Below are 17,755 nucleotides of genomic sequence, written 5' to 3' on the forward strand. Positions count from 1 at the left end.
AAAATATACACCCGGCTAAAACGGGGCGCTAAGTGTACGTGTTTTCGCAAGGCTTGAAAAGGCTAAAAATCACACAAAATTTCACTTCGTGGTCTTGACAGTGAAAAAAATCTGTCACATTAGTAAGCTAACGTCGATTTTTAGTACGAATATTGTACGAAAGTCTTACAGCCCCCGATTTGAAAGGGCTGTAATGTGAAAAAAATTAACAAATTATTAGATGATGACGATTTTTATCGTATGAATGTTCGTCGCAATATTGAGGTGGTTTGCCGTAAACGCTCTAATGCGACTAGACGTATATTTAACCGTCTAGTCAGTTTTTTAATCGCGCTTAGTGTTTTTTACCCGACACTCGTGCCCACTCTCCGTCAATGGCACTGGGTTCAAGCGTAATGTCGTTTGAATAAGCGTCTTCAATGCGAGTAACTTGTTCTGCCAGTATGCCTGAGAGCACTAACAAGCCGTCCTTTTTGCAGTAATTAGTAATAACGCCTTGGAGTTCTAATAATGGACCTGACAAGATATTCGCCATAACCACATCGGCTTCAAGTTCAGGCTGGTCTTCCGGTAGATACACATCTAGGCGGTCTTCAACGCCATTGCGGCGTGCGTTTTCTTTTGTCGCTTGCAGGGCTTGCGGGTCAATATCAATACCAATAACGCGCTTAGCACCTAGTTTTAATGCTGCTAGCGCTAAAATGCCTGAGCCACACCCAAAATCGACCACAGTTTTATCTGTCATATCGATACCGTCTAGCCAGCGTAGGCAAAGTGCAGTAGTAGGGTGCGTACCTGTGCCAAAAGCAAGGCCCGGGTCCAACATGACGTTAACGGCATCAGGGTCTGGAACGTCACGCCAGCTTGGGCAAATCCATAAGCGTTCGCCAAACTGCATTGGGTGGAAATTATCCATCCATTCCCGCTCCCAGTCTTTATCTTCAAGCGGCTCTAGCTTGTATTTAAAGTCTGGGCCAAGCACTTTAGCTTTACCTAGGCGCTGCAGAATACCTTTCATATCCGCATCTGCTTCAAACAAACCCACTACTTGTGTATCTGGCCACAATAACACTTCACCCGGCTTGGGTTCATACATTGGGGTGTCTTTCGCGTCTACATAGGTAACCGCCTGCGAGCCATTTGCCGTTAGCATGTCGCCTATTGATTCTGCGTATTCAGAAGAAGTATTAATTCGAAGTTGTAGCCAAGCCATATTTATCGTTCGTTGAGACCTTTGCTTGTTATTGTACCCTCGCTTGGCGTTAAACAAAATGAAAGGAATTGAAAAGCGATAACAACAGACGCCGTTTGTTGGTGTCAGGGAGCGGAGTGCCTTATTCTTTTGTCCACTGGTACAAACTAATATTGCGTTTATATTGGTACTTAATGCGGTTCAATTATTAAGTTAACCGGAGTTTTATGCGTCTTCTTATCTCTTTTATGTGTGTTGTTGTCTTTGCTTTGCCTACAAAAGCCCGTGAGTTGGATGTGGTTGTTGGCTGGAACAAGCCACCGTATGTTATTTCTCAAGAACACAGCGGTTTTGAAATTGATTTGGTAAGAGCCATTTTAGCGGAAATGGGACATACGCTTTCGCCCATCTACGTTCCTTTTGGGCGAACTGCGCGGCTCTTAGAAGATAGCGCTGTGGATATAGGCCTGACACAAAGCGCTGCGCACGATGTAGATGATTCTATCCTTTCCGAACCATACATTATTTATCAAAATGTTGTTGTGACAAAAACGCAAAATAACTTTGATATCAGCGAAGTCGGTAATCTCAAGGGCAAACGTGTCATTGGGTTTCAAACGGCGCAATCGGTATTAGGTGAAGAGTTCAAGCAAGCATTAGCACTAGAGCCAATGTATATGGAAATGGCAAGGCAAGACCGTCAGGTCGATATGCTCATGGCCGACCACGTGGACGCGATTGTTCTAGATAGAAACATTTTCAACTACTTCAAGTCTCAAAATAGCGCCTATGTTGAAGAGGAAACCGTATTCCACGAGTTGTTTCCTATCTCAATATATTGCGCGGCTATACCCAACCCAAAGCTGAGAGCAGAGTTTAATTCAGCCCTTCATCGCTTTATTGCAGATGGTCGGTATCAATTACTGCTCGATGAATATCAGCTTGATAATCTGCTTCACAAGCTGCCAAAGGCGTCCGCCAAACTGTAAATACGTATTTTATCGTGTAGACAGTGAACCATTTTTGTTTCAACGTATATCAAACTAGCAATACGTTTATGTCCGTCACTTTTTACCTAACCGTAGATAAGGGATGATGGTAAAAAGGTCATGGCATAAGAACGTTTTCATAAAAACAATGCGTTAAGGAAAGCTCTATGTTGAAACAGTGGTATTTACTGGCTGTAACCTTGCTGTGCACCGCCTGTGTGTCGCAAGCGCACCGTGAAGATAGCGATAATAAAAAGTGGCTAGATGAGCCAGCATACCTGCAGGCTCAAGCTATCGCTAATGGCGATACTACATCGGCAGAGCTTGTGAGCGGGTATTTAGCTCGAATTAATGAGTTAGATGAAAAGACAAATAGCGTTTTAGCACTAAACCCCAATGCATTAGCAGACGCTAATTCAATTGATAAACAATTTGCCAGTGGAGCGGAATTAGGCCCGTTAGCCGGTATCCCTGTACTTTTAAAAGACAATATAGAGAGCGCAGAAATGCCCACAACGGCAGGCTCTATGGCGCTTATTAATAACGACACCGGACGAGACGCCCCCATTGTGGCGAAGCTAAAAGCAGCGGGCGCGATCATTCTTGGCAAGACTAACCTGTCCGAGTGGGCAAATTTTCGTTCTGAATCATCGATAAGCGGTTGGAGTGCAGTAGGGGGACTAACCCGTAACCCTCACATATTATCGAGAAGCGCATGCGGTTCATCGTCTGGCTCGGGCGCAGCAATGTCACTTAGATTAGCGTCACTTGCCGTAGGTACTGAAACCAATGGCTCTATAATCTGCCCGGCATCTATTAACGGTGTAGTGGGCTTTAAGCCAACCGTTGGTTTACTTTCAAGAACGCACATTGTACCCATTTCATTCAGCCAAGATACGGCTGGACCCATGACATCCAACGTTCAAGACGCATGGCTGATGACAGCGGTAATGGCGGGCGAAGATGCAAGTGATAGTGCTACTGAAAACACAGCTTCCCATCGACCTGACATGCCTTCATCGGAAATGTTGGCAACAGATTTAAAAGGCAAGCGCATTGGCGTTGTCAGGTATCGTCAAGGTGATAACCCTCATGTACTTGACGTCTACGAAAGCGCGCTAAATCAGTTGAAAGCATCGGGTGCTACGCTGGTGGATATTAGTGATTTTTCACAGCCTGATTCATTTTGGGCCGACTCTTACAATGTTTTACTCAGCGAATTCCATCACAGCATCAACGAATATTTGTCGGGATCGCCAGCAGAGATCCCCGTAAGAAATTTATCTGAGCTTATCGCTTTTAACAACCAAACCGAGCGAGAGCTAGCGTTATTCAACCAAGATATTTTTGAAAAGTCGCTAGACGCGGCGCCTATTGATAGCGAAGCGTATCACAGCGCCCTAAGTCTTATTCAAGATACAGCGGGCAAAAATGGTATTGACGCATTGCTAGCAAAACACAATGTCGATGTATTAGTTGCACCTTCAAATAGCCCTTCATTTTTAATTGACGGTGTGTATGGCGATCATTCGCCAGCGGGTTTCATTGGTATAGGCTATCTAGCCGCTGTAGCGGGGTATCCACATCTCACAGTACCGGCGGGTGAAGTGAAAGGCCTTCCAGTAGGCATTAGCTTTATCGGAGGTAAGTGGCAGGATGAAAATGTGCTGAAAATAGGTAAAGTCTTTGAAGCTAAACATGGCTTTTTCATTAAGCCCGGCCTTTTACCTACACGTTTTGATGATCCGAGCTTAAAGGGCATCCAGAATGGACTAAATGAGAGCCGCTAGATAAAAGCACGTGGTTTGAATGTGTAGTCCGTTAAGCAGTATTGAAACTAAAAAGCCCCCGATACTTATCGGGGGCTTTTTCTATTTATGTATGCTGTTTATGTAGCTGCGAGTGATGGTTTAGCCTGGCTTTTTAACCCACGCGCTACACCAGCCATCAGCGTTAACCAGCTTGTTAGGGAAAATGTTACAAGGGCGATATTGTTCGCCATCGGCTCCCTGCACGTACATGCAGTTTGCACATTTTGCACCTTCAACGGTTGAAGACGGTGTGTAGTTTAATGCTTTCGCAGTTGGGTCATCAGCGCTCAATTGTTCTTGAGCTTGTGCACGTAACGCTACACCACCTAATGTAAGACCGATAACTGTAGAGCCAGACAGTTTTAAAAAGTCACGGCGGTTTACAGATTTCATAACATTCTCCTTAAGAGATAGAAACGATAATGATTCTTTTTTATTCAGTGTCTTAAACGCAAAAACCTGCCCAAAGAGGCAGGTTTTGTGTAATGTTTAAATACTATCTCTTTTTGAAAAAAGATCGAATGAAATGTCTTATTTTCACTTGATCTAGATTAAATAAACTTCAGAGTAATAATACCCGATAGTAATTATCAGACCCTTCTATCTGCTACAAGTTCATTTTTTAGCTAGGGGGACTCCGGGTTTGGCGTAGGCAAACTGTGCAACACGCTTAGTGCTATGATAGCTATCTAATCCAGAAATACAGGCAGTGTTTGCTTTTTCTATATCGGCGTATCCGTCTTCATCAATAATGCTCTCTGGCATATGAAGCTCTTGAATCTCTCCAATAACCATTTCGGTTTCGTTAAGCAGTTTTAAATGTTGCGCCACCTTTAAGCCCATCTTGATTTCACTTTCTTTAACAAACGGCGCACTAAATGACTCGCTAAACAGCGGTGTTAAACCCACTGCTTCAAATTCGCTTTCATCAGGGACATAACGGGCAGATGTTTGGTGTGCTTTATCGACCCAATCAGTCGACACGTGATTTAGCGTATAAAAGCCCTGTTGCTTTATATTGCTAAGGGTATCTCTTACCACAGTATGTGGGCGCATGATCATGCCTATAAGTGGTGGGTTAGCACCGACATGAACGATAGAGCTTACAATGGCTAAATTGTTGGTGTTCCCGTTTGTGGTACCCACCAAAGTAGCCGACTTAAAGCCAGATAAACTGTTGACTAGATTAGCTCGGTATCGCTGAGCAAGTTCGTCAATATCGCTGCGTGTAAACTGCTTAGTCATTTTCTCGTTCTGCCTCAATTTGAATGTCGTCACCATGCTGATACGTGGTCAACTCTATGGGTTGGCAGCACACCTGACAGTCGAGTACTTGGACTTGACCCACATCGTTAACTTCATCTATTTCAACGTCGTTAGGCGCCATACAGTAAGGGCAGGAGAAGCCCATGGAACGGGTTAAGCTCATATTTCATTGCCTTATTAATCATGAATAGTGTTTATTACGTAATGCTAAGACGAGTGGATTTTCTTTAGCAAAATACCCCGTTGTTTATGAAAAGAACGCGCCGAGGCAATCGCAATAGCCATTATTAAATGAAAGTCTTGATGATGAGCCCTAATAAACAGCAGTAAGGTGAATGAATAGAGGTGATGGTGTGGCAAATAAAGTAGGAAACTGCCCGTGTTGTAATAGAGAAACGCGCCTGACTTATCATCACCTTATCCCGAAAAAAATGCACCGACGCACCTATTTCAAAAAGCACTTTAGCAAAGCCGAACTGCAGGACGGTATCTATATTTGTAGGCAGTGCCATAGCGGCATACATCGCTTTTATGATGAGATGACATTGGCCAAGCACTACTTCAATTTACAACGTTTACTAGATGACGAGCAGCTTTCAACGTTCTTTCAGTGGGTGTCTAAACAAAGAGTACGTGTTTAATAAAGGGCTTGGTCTAATAACGGCCAGTAGACTTTAAATACATTCGATATGGATTTAATTTGATTAACTTGGCTGTATAAATATACACTATTGGTGTTTTCATAGCCAAAGATACCTCATGCGAAAAGATTTACCGCCACGTTATTACCTCACACATTTTCACGAGTTCCTTAAGTTCTTTGAAGGTGCGAACAGCATGCTTTTGAGTGATGAGGCAGCTGATTTTGTCGAGCGCTTTAACGCATTAGACGATGACAAAAAATGTATTGTAGTACGCGCTGCAAATCGCAAGTATGCGGTTATTGACAGAACCCAGTTTAACTACAGTGAAATCAGCGAGCCGCAAGCACAAATAGATTGTCTCATTGATAGCGGGTGGTTTGGCGACCTTTCGAACGCATCGCTTAATGATATCGCCGGCGTTCTAACCAAAGACGCGTTGTTGGCGCTTCTTGCTGAATACGGCAGTACGCAGGGGCTAGCGTCTCTCACCAAGCCTAAACTCGTGACGTTACTTAATGAACATATCGGTGCTAGAGGTTGGCCAGAGCGCTTTTCGCTAAACAACTATTTAGTGTGTTTATTTGATAATGCGCTTCGCTATTTGCTGTTTATCTATTTCGGTAACACCAAAAGTCGTTTAAACCAGTTTTCTATGCGTGATCTAGGCGTAATGAGAACCCGCTCAGATTCGGTAACCGATACAGCGCGCTTTGAAAGTAAAAGCGATGCGCAATCAGCTTGGTTTTACGCAAATCATTACAGTCAGTTAGCCTTTTATAATGATGATATGTTACTTGCCTTAGCGGATAGTGATTTCCCTGCTACAGAAGGTGTGTCAGCCAGTTTCTACCGCGACCAGCTGCTTTATGCGCTAGGGCTCAAAGTGTTGGCTTTCGATAAACCCAAAGGGTTAGGCATTTTAAAATTAGCTCAAAGCGATAAAGCAAAAGAAAAATGGCTAAGGGAGAGCTATAAAGACGGACAAGAAGATGACGTCAAACAAGCCCTTGAGGACATTATTGATAACCCTCAATCCGATACGCTATTAGCGTTTGCCGAAGATTTTTATGCCCGTAAATACCATAAAAAGCGCACCAGTACCGTCACCGATATGCTTCGTAATGCAAGTCGGTCGTTAGATATTGATGTAAGCCAGAATCAACAGGTAGAACGTGGCGTATTGGCCCATTATGCGAGACAAGGCGTAGAAGGCTGGCGCACAGAAAACCGTTTGTGGCGAAGTTTATTCGGTCTTACTTTTTGGAAGCAACTTTACGAAGAAGATACACTGGTTACTGAGTTTGATCGCAGGCCATTATCGCTTAAGCAGAATAACTTTTACGTCAAGTTTGAGCAAAGTATTGAAGCACTGCTGCTTGCCCTTGATAGCAAAGAGAAACTGCGCTTTCACATTCATAAAATGGCCACAATGCACTATGGCAAAGTGAACAGCCTGTTTATGTGGTCAAGCCATTTGCTTACGCCTTTAGAAGCTCTGCTTGAGCACGGTTCGCTCGACAACATCTATGCTTTACTTCGCATGATGTGTAAAGACTTTGAAAGCCTGCGCGATGGTTTCCCCGACATTATGGTGTTTGACGGCGCGCTTCGCTTTGAAGAAATTAAAGCGCCTGGCGATCAGCTTCGTCGAAACCAATTGGTTTCTATTCAGCGTTTGCAGCAAGCCGGTTTTGACGTTGCTGTGACGACAGTGAATTGGGTGCGCGACCCAGCCCAACCCTATGTGGTAGTGGATATTGAGACTACCGGTGGAAACAATAGTTATAACCGCATTACCGAAATAGGCATGGTTAAACTAGTCGGCGGTGAAGAGGTAGACAGATTTCAAACCTTATTGAATCCGCAGCGCAGAATCCCTAGTAACATTACCCGTCTTACCGGGATTTCGGATGATATGGTGGCTGACGCGCCGACTTTTGCTGAAGTCGCAGATCAGGTGGCGCGCTTTACTGAAGACGCTGTGTTTGTTGCCCATAATGTGAATTTTGACTATGGCTTCATTAAACAAGAGTTTGCGCGACTAGAGCAGCATTTTAGGCGCCCCAAAATGTGCACCGTTCGCGAAATGCGGCGAACTTATCCCGGGTTGCCTTCGTACTCATTGGCTAACCTAACTAAGCACTTCCATATCGAAATGGAACAGCACCACCGCGCGTTAAGTGATGCCAAGGCTGCTGCCGAGTTGTTAAAGCTGGCGTTTGAGAAAGATGATGAATTAACGAGTCTGTCAGCGAATTAATAACGTTGTTATTAAACTTTTTAGCATATGGGCACTGAACAAAATGCGCGTAAACTCAGTATTGAGTTGAGTTATAACGTGCATATTGAGATGTAAAACATGGCATTAACTGAAGAACAAGAATCACGAGTTATTGAAATGGCGTGGGAAGATCGTACGCCGTTTGAAGCAATTGAACGTTTATACGGGCTGCCGGAAAAAGACGTGATAAAGCTTATGCGTAAGAACCTTAAACAGAAAACCTTTAAAAACTGGCGAGAGCGCGTGTCGGGGAGAAAAACTAAACACGCTAGCTTGCGTCCAGAAGGTGTGGATAGAGGTTACTGCCCATCTCAGTATAAATACAAGAGTGCCAATAAATAGAAATATATTTGTATTTTCGGGAGCTTCTAGCTTCTTAAAAAATGTAATGCTGTGGCTATTTCTTTGGCGTAGTAATAGTGGTTATAGGTAAAAGAAACGCGGTAAGTTCCTGGCGCAAAGGCGTTGGGAAGACAACCGTGTTTTCTGATTGCAGAATGCTCTTCGCATGGTGAACCTGACGCAAAAGATTTTGGTAGGTTTCATCATTTCGCTGCAATGCTTCAACCTTTCTCATCATGAGTTCTATAAACTCGGCGGTGGATAAATCGTCGTGCTGCCTAATTTCAAAAGCAAGCGCTTTAAGAACATAGGCTTCCCACTCTTTCCGGTAGCTCTCTTTTAAGCGTTCAGGGTATATCGCCAAATCTGCAATATCTTGCGCTAAATCTACAATATCAAGTGGAGCATCGAATAAGACCCGAAATGCAAGAAGCACTTCGTCAGAAAGGCGAGAAATGGGAAGTTTTTCTTTGAACTGAGCGTAGCGGCTTGGCACAAGAACACCTTTTTGTTGCGGGTAAAACTTATAGCTTTCTAGTAATGGACCCCATAATCCTAACTAAATAACTTCGCCTGATTGTAGTAAAACCAATAGCTGGATGAAAGTGGGCTTGGTTAAAAATACGTAATCTAAAATAACTGAACGTATTAGCAGACCAGCCCGTAACCTATTATGCACTGTTAAAGTGTGTACGCGTTCTTGCTGTTTGGCCCATCGTTTGATGGGCCTTTTTTATTTAGCTTAGCCGTTCTTATGCTATCGGTTGTTTTAACGAACTGACGAGCGTCAGTCACTTAACTTTCAAAAGAAAGCTTTATGCCGGCCAGTAAGCGGCTGACGCTATCTACAACATCCGCTCTGACAAACCACTCAACATCATTTTTTTCAGAAAGCACACCGCTAAACTCTAGTGAACCACCGTGACCTGTTCCCAGAAAATCTTCAATTAATTCAGCGCGCTCACCAAAGCTACTGTCTATGTAGGAGTAGTATGCGAAGTATTCTATAGGGTATGACGTGTTAAACGCACTGGCTGCAAATTCGCCGCTAGTTCCCACTACAACTTTTGCGGCACTTTCATCAATACGCTGCACTAATTCAACAAACGCCGTATCTTCGTCGTTTACTCGAAACCGATATTCTGCACGAGCAAATGCACCGCCGAGCATTTTTTCAAAACTGGCCTCATAACTGTGGCGTTGGCCCATTTTTGCTGAGTACTCTACTTCGAAATATTCATCTTCGCCCCCGATATTAAAGGCTTCAGACGCTTCTGCGTTAGCTAGTTGGCCAACTACTACTTCAATGGCGGTGTCGTTTTGTAATTGCCTCACGTGGCGTACCCCGGTTATCCAACCATCTTTTGATAAGCCGGTGGAAGAAACACGCCCTTTGTAAGTCGGAATAATACCTAGCTCGGTTTTGCCGTAATCGTTTTCGTGCCTTAAATAAAGTCGCCTTGCATAGAGATAATCGGTGTTATCGCTGCCGAACGTATTATGACTTGATGAGAAGTCATCGCCCGTAACAACAAAGCTGTTTAGCGACCATGCAGAAGTTAGCGCCACCGATGGGTAATAGCGCAGTCGATATTGCTCTCTGCTAGGGCGATTAGAACGTTCATCGAATCGAACTTGAATGTCTAGCTTCTGTGAGAAAGAAGGCGATATTGGCTCTGCAAGAGCGTCAGTTCCAGTAACAATGATGAGTGGTAAAACAAGAAAAACCGGTTTTCGCACTTATTAAACCCTACGCGGCATGACTAATTAGTTTATACATTAAATCTAATTAATTGGCGCAAATAAATTGCAATGTAATGGGTAAAAGGCAAAAAAAAAGCCGGCAGGGATACCGGCATAAGTGGAGTGGGACTCCAATAAGGGTAAACACACAAAAGTTTCAAACTCAGGGAGATGTCTTAAAACTTGTACGCAGTATAGAGCTAGTTTTTAAATAGGAAAATTGTTAAAAATTGATTGTGGTAATCGGAAAAATAGAATTTGCTTAAAAGCGAAAAGCGAAAAGCGAAAAGCGAAAAGCGAAAAGCGAAAAGCGAATAGCGAATAAAGAAAATTGGGCTACACAAAAAACAGCGTGTAGCCCAAAGGGGGGATTAGGCTAAACCTAGCTTCTTCTCTAGGTAGTGGATGTTGGTTCCACCTGCGAAGAAGTTTTCATCGGCCATAATGGCGCGTTGAAGAGGGATATTCGTTTTAATGCCCTCAACCACAATTTCTTCAAGAGCATGGCGCATACGAGCAATCGCTTCGTCGCGGCTTTCACCATAAGTGATAAGCTTGCCTATCATTGAGTCGTAGTAAGGAGGCACGTGGTAGCCCGCGTAAATATGCGACTCCCAACGAATACCCAAACCACCTGGCGCATGGAACATATTGATTGGACCAGGGCTAGGAATAAAGGTTTGTGGATCTTCTGCGTTAATTCGACATTCAATAGCGTGGCCACGAATTTGAATTTGAGACTGATCAATTGACAGTGGCTGACCGGCTGCAATGCGAAGCTGCTCTTTAATAAGATCAACGCCTGTGATCATTTCAGATACTGGGTGCTCTACCTGAATACGAGTATTCATTTCAATGAAATAAAATTCACCATTTTCATATAGGAACTCGAAAGTACCTGCACCACGGTAGCCAATTTCAATACAGGCTTTGCGGCAGCGATCACCAATCTTTGTTCGCATTTGCTCAGAAATACCCGGTGCAGGCGCTTCTTCAACCACTTTTTGGTGGCGACGCTGCATTGAACAGTCACGCTCACCTAGGTGAATGGCGTTGCCTTGGCCATCGGCTAATACCTGAATTTCAACGTGACGTGGGTTTTCAAGGAATTTTTCCATGTAAACCGTTGAGTTACCAAATGCAGCGCCAGCTTCCGCTTGCGTTGTTTCAATGGCTTTAATCAACTCAGCTTCGCTGCGCACCACGCGCATACCACGGCCACCGCCGCCGCCCGCAGCTTTAACGATGATTGGGTAACCAATGCGCTTAGCAATGGCTTTATTGCGCTCGGCGTCGTCAGTTAGCGGGCCGTCAGAACCTGGTACACACGGTACGCCTGCCTTTTTCATGGCGTTGATAGCAGAAACTTTGTCACCCATAAGGTTGATAGTTTCAGCTTTAGGACCAATGAAAATAAAGCCGCTTTTTTCTACCGCTTCAGCAAAGTCTGCGTTTTCCGCTAGGAAACCGTAACCTGGGTGAATAGCAATAGAGTTAGTGACTTCTGCAGCAGCGATAATGCGCGGTATATTAAGGTAGCTTTCGGTTGCCGATGCTTTACCAATACAAATTGATTCATCAGCTAGCAACACGTGCTTCAAGTTTTTATCCGCAGTCGAGTGCACGGCTACGGTTTTGATGCCCAATTCTTTACAGGCTCTCAAAATACGTAGGGCAATCTCACCACGGTTAGCAATAAGTACTTTATCTAGCATAGTTAAGCACTCGCTTATTCAATGATGAACATTGGCTGGTCGAATTCTACAGGGTCTTGGTTTTCAACCAAGATTGCCTTAACCACACCTGCTTTGTCTGCTTCAATTTGGTTCATCATCTTCATCGCTTCAACGATACAAAGCGTGTCGCCAACTTTTACTTGTTGACCAACTTCTGCAAATGGTTTTGCCGTAGGTGAAGATGCACGGTAGAACGTACCTACCATTGGAGACTTAACAACGTGACCTTCTGGCTGAGCTGGCTCTGCTGGTGCTTCAGAAGCAGTGGTAGCGGCCGCCGCTGGAGCAGGTGCCACTTGCGGTGCAGCAGGTGCTGCAAAGCTGTAGTTCATTGGCGCTTGAACACCCGTTGGGCCACGGTGGATTCGTACAGACTCTTCGCCTTCAGTGATTTCTAGCTCGGCAATGCCAGATTCTTCCACTAGTTCGATGAGTTTTTTAATCTTTCTAATATCCATGTTCTGTCTCTGCTTTATTTATGCGATTTCGGTAAGTTGATTGCTGCAGTTAGCGCGAGCGAGTAGCCCATGGCACCAAGGCCAACAATGACGCCAGCTGCAACATCAGAAAAATAAGAATGATGACGAAACGGTTCACGGGCGTGAACGTTCGACAAATGCACTTCAATAAACGGGATATTGACACTTAATAATGCATCGCGAAGGGCGACGCTGGTGTGCGTGAAGGCAGCAGGATTAATAATAATGGCATCAACAGTACCCATAGCAGCGTGCACGCGATCAATCAGTTCAAACTCAGCGTTTGACTGAAAATGCGTTAAGGTCACGTTGCTTGACGCAGCCTGCGCCTGCAAATCATCTACGATGTCTTGCAAGGTTTGTGTGCCGTATTTGTCGGGTTCTCTTTGGCCTAACATATTAAGGTTAGGGCCGTTCAATAACAAAATATTCATCTAGTTTGCTGCTATCTTCGGGAAAAAGTCACGGTTATTGCTATTTCAACAAACTTTTGTGACAGTTGCACGAAAAAAAGCCAATTTATTTGCTCGTTTATTGTGTTAACTGATGATTATAGTGATAGATAAAGATTTAGCAGCAAAATACTGGTCTAATCAGGTGTTTTCGGCGCAAAGTTTATTGGAAGGTTTGCTTGTTTGCTGTCTGTGAAACCGCAGCATGCTGCACTCTCAGAAGGCGTTAGTGGGGGATGAGATGGTAGTTTTAACGAAAAGTATCAGTATGTATTGCTATAAATGCTAAGGTGAGGCCTTAGTTAGGGCGCTATCGAGGGAAAAGGGGACACTTACGTACTTACCATGGAATTTAGCTACATATATGCCAAAGTGAAGGTGGGGTAAGGAAGAAAACCCCGTATTGCCGGTATAACCGATAAGCTGCCCACGTTCCACGACTTGCCCTCTTGTCACAGCAACACCTTTATATTTCAGGTGGTAGTATTCGCCGGTGGTTCCGTCGCTATGAAGAACAACCACGTAGTTAGCGTATTTTGCAAACCTCGGCGTTGGCCCGCCTTTCGTGCCGTCATCTTTCGTGTCGATCACTACGCCTTCCCGGGCAGCTAAAATAGGTGTACCTACAGGCGCGGCAAAATCGAGAGCATACCTTGACGCACCAGAATGACTAAAATTGCCGTTAAAGCCTTGAACAATAAGGTATTTGCTAGCTGGTTGTAGCGGTGGCAGATACGTATAGGCGTTGTCGTGTATCGCGTCTACGCGCCCCACCGTCCATTTAACGCGCATAGATGCCCAGAATGCGTCGGCATTTTTTACTACGCCAAGGGGCACTTTGTCGTTGGTATCTAAAAATGCGTTAACGTGGGCTTTCGGTTTCGGCTCACTGTTACTCGTGGGTACATCTCGTAAGACATTAGAGTAAAGAGTTAGCGCTACGGGCAATTCTACTTTTCTCTGTACCGAGACTAAATAAAGAGAAGAAGACGAAGGCGTAAGCTCAAAACAAAAGCGTTTGTTATCAAAGCACCCCGTGGTTTTCGCCGTTATTGATAGGGAAAAAGTGAGCGAAATAAAAAAGAAGGCCAGCATTGAAGCCAACCTTCTTTTCTGAAACCCGTCTCTACCCAAGATTAAGAGAGCGGCGTCTCGCACCGCTCGCCATATTAGAAGAGGAAAGGCCTCGAATCGAAGCGCCTTAGTCCAAGCGACCACTTTGAGCATCATTAACGTCAGACCCATTCTTTAGCCACTCGTTTACATGACTAGCAAAGGCGTCTGCTTTCATAAACCCGGTGACACGGGCTTTGGTTAGCTCGTCACCGTTTTCGTCAAAGAACAAAATAGTAGGCAGTCCTAGCACAGTGAAGGTGTCAAAAATCTCCTGACGTTCTGGTGTGTTATCGGTAAGGTCCATTTGCATCCATACCGTATTGCTAAGCGCAGATACCACTTTCTCGTCAGGGAACGTGTACTTCTCGAACTCCTTACAGGCTACGCACCAGTCGGCGTACAAATCGACCATCACGGTTTTACCTTGTGCGTTAGCCGCCGCTATTTTATTACGTAAGTCTGCTAAGTCTCTGGCAACAACAAAGTCTGGGTGCCCTGCGTGAACACCATCAGAGTGCTCGCCCCAAAGCCCTGTGTTTAGCCCTGCTTGATAAGTAAGGCCAGCACTTCCCATAATGCCTATTGCCACCACAACAGCACGTACAAGCTTCATCAGTGAGTTTTTACTGGCGCGATTGAGTACCCAGTAGTAACCGAATAAACCGAAGCCAAGCAATCCCCATAGGAAGCCAGTGGCTGGGCTATTATATAAACGCTCAATAAACACAATGGCCACGGCAAGCATCATAAAGCCGAAAGTCACCTTCACCACATTCATCCAATTACCTGCTTTAGGTAGGAGTTTTCCACCTGTCATGCCGAACAGAATAAGTGGTACGCCCATACCTATGCTTAATAAGTAAAGAGAAATAAAGCCCAGTGTCATATCGCCAGTTTGGGCGATGAATAACAATATGCCGGTTAGCGGGGCCGTCGTGCAGGGCGAAGCGATAAGGCCAGACAATACACCCATCACAAATACACCTGCAAAACTACCAGGTGTTTGATTGTTACTCATGTGAGTGAGCTTTTCTTGATACTTTGCCGGTAGCTGAATTTCAAAACCGCCAAACAGAGCAACGGCAAGTGCCACAAATAGCACAATGAATACGCCCAGCACCACAGGGTGTTGCAGCGCAGCTTGAAACTGTGCGCCTGCTACGGCAACCACTAATCCAAGCAGTGAGTATGTGATCGCCATACCTTGCACATAAACAAAGGTTAACCAGAATGAATGCGATGCGGTTTTAGGTTTGCCCTGACCAATCACTATGCCCGACACAATGGGGTACATAGGGAACACGCAAGGCGTGAAGGCTAAGCCAACGCCTAATGCAAAAAATAGAGCTAAAGTGAGAGCAAGGTTATCTTTATCGATAAGCTGTTGGGCTAAATCAAACTGCTCGCTTTGCGAAGAGGTCGCTGCGTCATTTAACTCTGAGGCCGTATCTGTATCAGCAACTGTACTGCTTCCCACTTCATTTAAATACACGACTTTCACCGTGGGCGGGTAGCAAAGCCCTGCGTCTGCACAGCCTTGATAACGAATTTTAACTACGCTGTCACGAACTGCCGATTCGATAGGCAGAGTAATAGATACGCCGTTATAAAAGACTTCAGACTCGCCAAAAAACTCATCTTCAATCATTACCCCATTTGGGTACACAGGCTCGCCAATTTCGGCTTCTTTCGCCACAAACTTAAACTGCTTTAAATACAGATAATAGCCATCCGCAATATCGAAGCTTAAGGTAAGCACATTGTTTTTTTGATTGAAATCGAACGCAAACGCTTGGTCTACATCTAAAAACTGGGGTTCATCTGCAAATGGATCGTCAAAAGCATTTGGCACCTGTGCATAGGCGAATGCGCTTAATAGCGACAGTAAACAAAACGCTGAGAGAACATAAGCAGTAAAGCGATGGAACAGCGAAGCTGATGTAGTGCCTGATGAAAAAGAAGGTAAAGTCATAAAGTTACGGTTCATTATATCTATTGTGCGTTGTCGTTATTTTTATTGGAAAAACGTTTTTAACTAGCGCTGTAGCGTGATTTGTAACCACTGACCGTAAGCGCTGCTAGCCTCGGCATTAAGTTCTAGCCATTCGGGGACATCGTACGGATGTAGCTCGCTAACCTTATCAAAAGCTTGTAATGCAAGCTGTGTGTTCGTTTTAATGATTAACTGGCATTCCGTATCGGTCTCTATCTTACCCTGCCATTCATAAACAGACTCAATACCCTTCACAATATTCACGCAAGCTGCAAGCCTTTCTTTAACCAAGGTGCTGGCAATCAACTGCGCTGTCTTTTCATCTGGAGTGGTACACAGTACAAGCTTTATTGTCATAAACGTATCCTACCTTGTTTGCGCCTGTTACTTTGCTAATGAGCCGATGCGTTATAGACCCGAATCAGCACTCTATTCTTTCATAGCTAACGTATAGCTCAATCGTTATCGGTCGCTTTACGCGGCTATTTAAGCGAAAGGATGGGCACCTTTTCTTGTTATTACGTACAAAGACCTTATAACAGGTTATGAATACATGAAAGAGGAAGCATTTTGCGGGTTTTATTTATACTGTTTGCCCTATTACCTATTTTAGAAATTGCGTTGCTGATAAATGTGGGCAGCGTGATTGGTGGTTGGAATACCGTCGGCTTGGTACTTCTTTCTGCCTTTATTGGTGCTTACTTTGTTAAACGCGAAGGGGTAAGTACGCTGCAGACGGCACAAGAGAAAATGCAGCGAAATGAAGTGCCTGGAAAAGAGCTGGTTGAAGGATTAATGCTAGTGGTAGCGGGCATTTTACTTGTTACGCCAGGCTTTATTACCGATATCTTCGGTTTCTTATTAGCAATGCCGGGCTCTCGTCATTTCTTTGCTGCACAGGTAAGTAAGCATATGAAAATGCGCGTTGTTGCTCCGGGAATGGGGCCGGGAGCTTCAGGTTTCGGGCAAGGTCAGTCTCCTTTTGGTCAAGGTCCTTTCGGCGAGCATTCACGCTCACACAACGATGATGGTGATGTGTTTGAAGGAGAGTACTCGGATCGCACCACCAACGACCCGGATAAGCGCTTAAAATAAAAAGATCTACAGGCCCAAATTTAATGGCCCCTCCCTTAGGCTATGAACGGCGTTTACCGCGATAAACGGCGTTTACTTGCCCAATAAAAAGAAGTATTTAGCGAAAAAACCAATTTTTTTACATTTTTTTGTTTAAAAACCCTTGAAGTTATCTGGGTACTACCCCATCTATCCGTGCAGATAAGATTTTAACTGCTCAGCAATGAGCAACCCAGGCACACAATATTCAGACAGTCTGAATATTGGTAATCACATAAACTTGAATAGTGGAATTTTCAGGAGACTTGAAAATGGCAATTCGTCCTTTACACGACCGCGTAATCCTTAAGCGCGCAGAGCAAGAAAGCAAATCTGCAGGCGGTATCGTTCTGACTGGTTCTGCAGCAGAAAAATCTACACGCGGCGAAGTAATCGCAGTAGGTAACGGTCGCATTCTTGAGAACGGCGAAGTTAAAGCGCTAGACGTTAAAGTAGGCGACACCGTTATTTTCAACGACGGTTACGGCGTTAAAACAGAAAAGCTGGATGGTGAAGAAGTACTAATCCTAAGCGAAAGCGACATTCTAGCGATTGTTGAGTAATTACAACTAACGTTAAAACGAATTTTAGAGGAATT

Annotated in this window: 19 protein-coding genes; 7 read left to right on the top strand and 12 right to left on the bottom strand. The window is 44.4% G+C overall.

The genetic code is table 11. The features are described from left to right. Positions 1–334: 334 nt before the first annotated feature. Entirely contained in the window at positions 335–1,213 is an 879-nt protein-coding gene (gene prmA, locus ACXAER_RS10850) for a 50S ribosomal protein L11 methyltransferase (protein WP_334060906.1), read from the bottom strand. Positions 1,214–1,419: 206 nt separating this feature from the next. Here prmA and ACXAER_RS10855 point away from each other — a divergent pair, with 206 nt between their 5' ends. After that, complete coding sequence (locus ACXAER_RS10855; RefSeq protein ID WP_474829133.1) at positions 1,420–2,181, top strand: substrate-binding periplasmic protein; 762 nt, start codon at positions 1,420–1,422, stop codon at positions 2,179–2,181. Positions 2,182–2,348: 167 nt separating this feature from the next. Continuing rightward, a complete protein-coding gene (locus ACXAER_RS10860) occupies positions 2,349–3,971 on the top strand; it encodes an amidase (RefSeq protein ID WP_474829135.1) in 1,623 nt (540 codons plus the stop codon). Positions 3,972–4,091: 120 nt separating this feature from the next. Here ACXAER_RS10860 and ACXAER_RS10865 read toward each other — a convergent pair whose 3' ends face one another. From ACXAER_RS10865 to ACXAER_RS10875, 3 genes are all read right to left on the bottom strand, one after another. After that, on the bottom strand, positions 4,092–4,385 hold the full coding sequence (locus ACXAER_RS10865; protein ID WP_118491294.1) for a high-potential iron-sulfur protein: 294 nt from the start codon (positions 4,383–4,385) through the stop codon (positions 4,092–4,094). A 222-nt stretch (positions 4,386–4,607) separates the two neighbouring features. Continuing rightward, positions 4,608–5,237, bottom strand: coding sequence for a flavin reductase family protein (locus tag ACXAER_RS10870; protein ID WP_474829137.1), 630 nt, complete (start codon positions 5,235–5,237; stop codon positions 4,608–4,610). Continuing rightward, entirely contained in the window at positions 5,230–5,421 is a 192-nt protein-coding gene (locus tag ACXAER_RS10875) for a zinc ribbon domain-containing protein (protein WP_105932532.1), read from the bottom strand. The genes ACXAER_RS10870 and ACXAER_RS10875 overlap by 8 nt, the downstream gene beginning before the upstream one ends. Positions 5,422–5,611: 190 nt before the next feature. Here ACXAER_RS10875 and ACXAER_RS10880 point away from each other — a divergent pair, with 190 nt between their 5' ends. The 3 genes from ACXAER_RS10880 to ACXAER_RS10890 all read left to right on the top strand — a co-directional run bounded on the left by ACXAER_RS10880 (position 5,612) and on the right by ACXAER_RS10890 (position 8,525). Continuing rightward, positions 5,612–5,899 carry a hypothetical protein gene (locus tag ACXAER_RS10880; protein WP_269917953.1) on the top strand — a complete coding sequence of 96 codons (288 nt, stop codon included), beginning with the start codon at positions 5,612–5,614 and terminating at the stop codon, positions 5,897–5,899. A 118-nt stretch (positions 5,900–6,017) separates the two neighbouring features. Beyond that, the gene (locus ACXAER_RS10885) at positions 6,018–8,162 is read left to right on the top strand and encodes an exonuclease domain-containing protein (protein WP_474829140.1); all 2,145 of its coding nucleotides are present in this window, start codon (positions 6,018–6,020) and stop codon (positions 8,160–8,162) included. Positions 8,163–8,261: 99 nt separating this feature from the next. After that, complete coding sequence (locus tag ACXAER_RS10890) at positions 8,262–8,525, top strand: TIGR03643 family protein (RefSeq protein ID WP_179984972.1); 264 nt, start codon at positions 8,262–8,264, stop codon at positions 8,523–8,525. A 55-nt stretch (positions 8,526–8,580) separates the two neighbouring features. On the opposite strand, the gene ACXAER_RS10895 is transcribed toward ACXAER_RS10890, so the two are convergent. From ACXAER_RS10895 to cutA, 8 genes are all read right to left on the bottom strand, one after another. Next, a complete protein-coding gene (locus tag ACXAER_RS10895) occupies positions 8,581–9,021 on the bottom strand; it encodes a hypothetical protein (protein WP_474829142.1) in 441 nt (146 codons plus the stop codon). Positions 9,022–9,320: 299 nt separating this feature from the next. Then, the gene (locus ACXAER_RS10900) at positions 9,321–10,265 is read right to left on the bottom strand and encodes a hypothetical protein (protein ID WP_474829144.1); all 945 of its coding nucleotides are present in this window, start codon (positions 10,263–10,265) and stop codon (positions 9,321–9,323) included. Between the two features lie 374 nt (positions 10,266–10,639). Further along, on the bottom strand, positions 10,640–11,983 hold the full coding sequence (gene accC, locus ACXAER_RS10905; RefSeq protein WP_474829146.1) for an acetyl-CoA carboxylase biotin carboxylase subunit: 1,344 nt from the start codon (positions 11,981–11,983) through the stop codon (positions 10,640–10,642). Positions 11,984–11,997: 14 nt separating this feature from the next. Beyond that, on the bottom strand, positions 11,998–12,462 hold the full coding sequence (gene accB, locus ACXAER_RS10910; protein WP_474829148.1) for an acetyl-CoA carboxylase biotin carboxyl carrier protein: 465 nt from the start codon (positions 12,460–12,462) through the stop codon (positions 11,998–12,000). Positions 12,463–12,476: 14 nt separating this feature from the next. Beyond that, positions 12,477–12,917: a type II 3-dehydroquinate dehydratase gene (gene aroQ, locus ACXAER_RS10915; RefSeq protein WP_014951275.1), complete on the bottom strand. Its 441-nt coding sequence runs from the start codon at positions 12,915–12,917 to the stop codon at positions 12,477–12,479. Positions 12,918–13,220: 303 nt separating this feature from the next. Beyond that, positions 13,221–14,030, bottom strand: coding sequence for a M23 family metallopeptidase (locus ACXAER_RS10920; protein WP_474829150.1), 810 nt, complete (start codon positions 14,028–14,030; stop codon positions 13,221–13,223). 106 nt (positions 14,031–14,136) lie between these two features. After that, complete coding sequence (locus tag ACXAER_RS10925) at positions 14,137–16,023, bottom strand: protein-disulfide reductase DsbD (RefSeq protein WP_474829152.1); 1,887 nt, start codon at positions 16,021–16,023, stop codon at positions 14,137–14,139. Between the two features lie 63 nt (positions 16,024–16,086). After that, the gene (gene cutA / locus ACXAER_RS10930) at positions 16,087–16,401 is read right to left on the bottom strand and encodes a divalent-cation tolerance protein CutA (protein ID WP_474829154.1); all 315 of its coding nucleotides are present in this window, start codon (positions 16,399–16,401) and stop codon (positions 16,087–16,089) included. Positions 16,402–16,614: 213 nt separating this feature from the next. Between cutA and ACXAER_RS10935 the strand changes: the two genes are divergently transcribed. After that, positions 16,615–17,139, top strand: coding sequence for an FxsA family protein (locus ACXAER_RS10935; RefSeq protein WP_474829156.1), 525 nt, complete (start codon positions 16,615–16,617; stop codon positions 17,137–17,139). 290 nt (positions 17,140–17,429) lie between these two features. Beyond that, positions 17,430–17,720 carry a co-chaperone GroES gene (locus ACXAER_RS10940; RefSeq protein WP_012520088.1) on the top strand — a complete coding sequence of 97 codons (291 nt, stop codon included), beginning with the start codon at positions 17,430–17,432 and terminating at the stop codon, positions 17,718–17,720. Positions 17,721–17,755 lie beyond the last annotated feature (35 nt).

The organism is Alteromonas sp. AWJ4_199 (assembly GCF_056159165.1).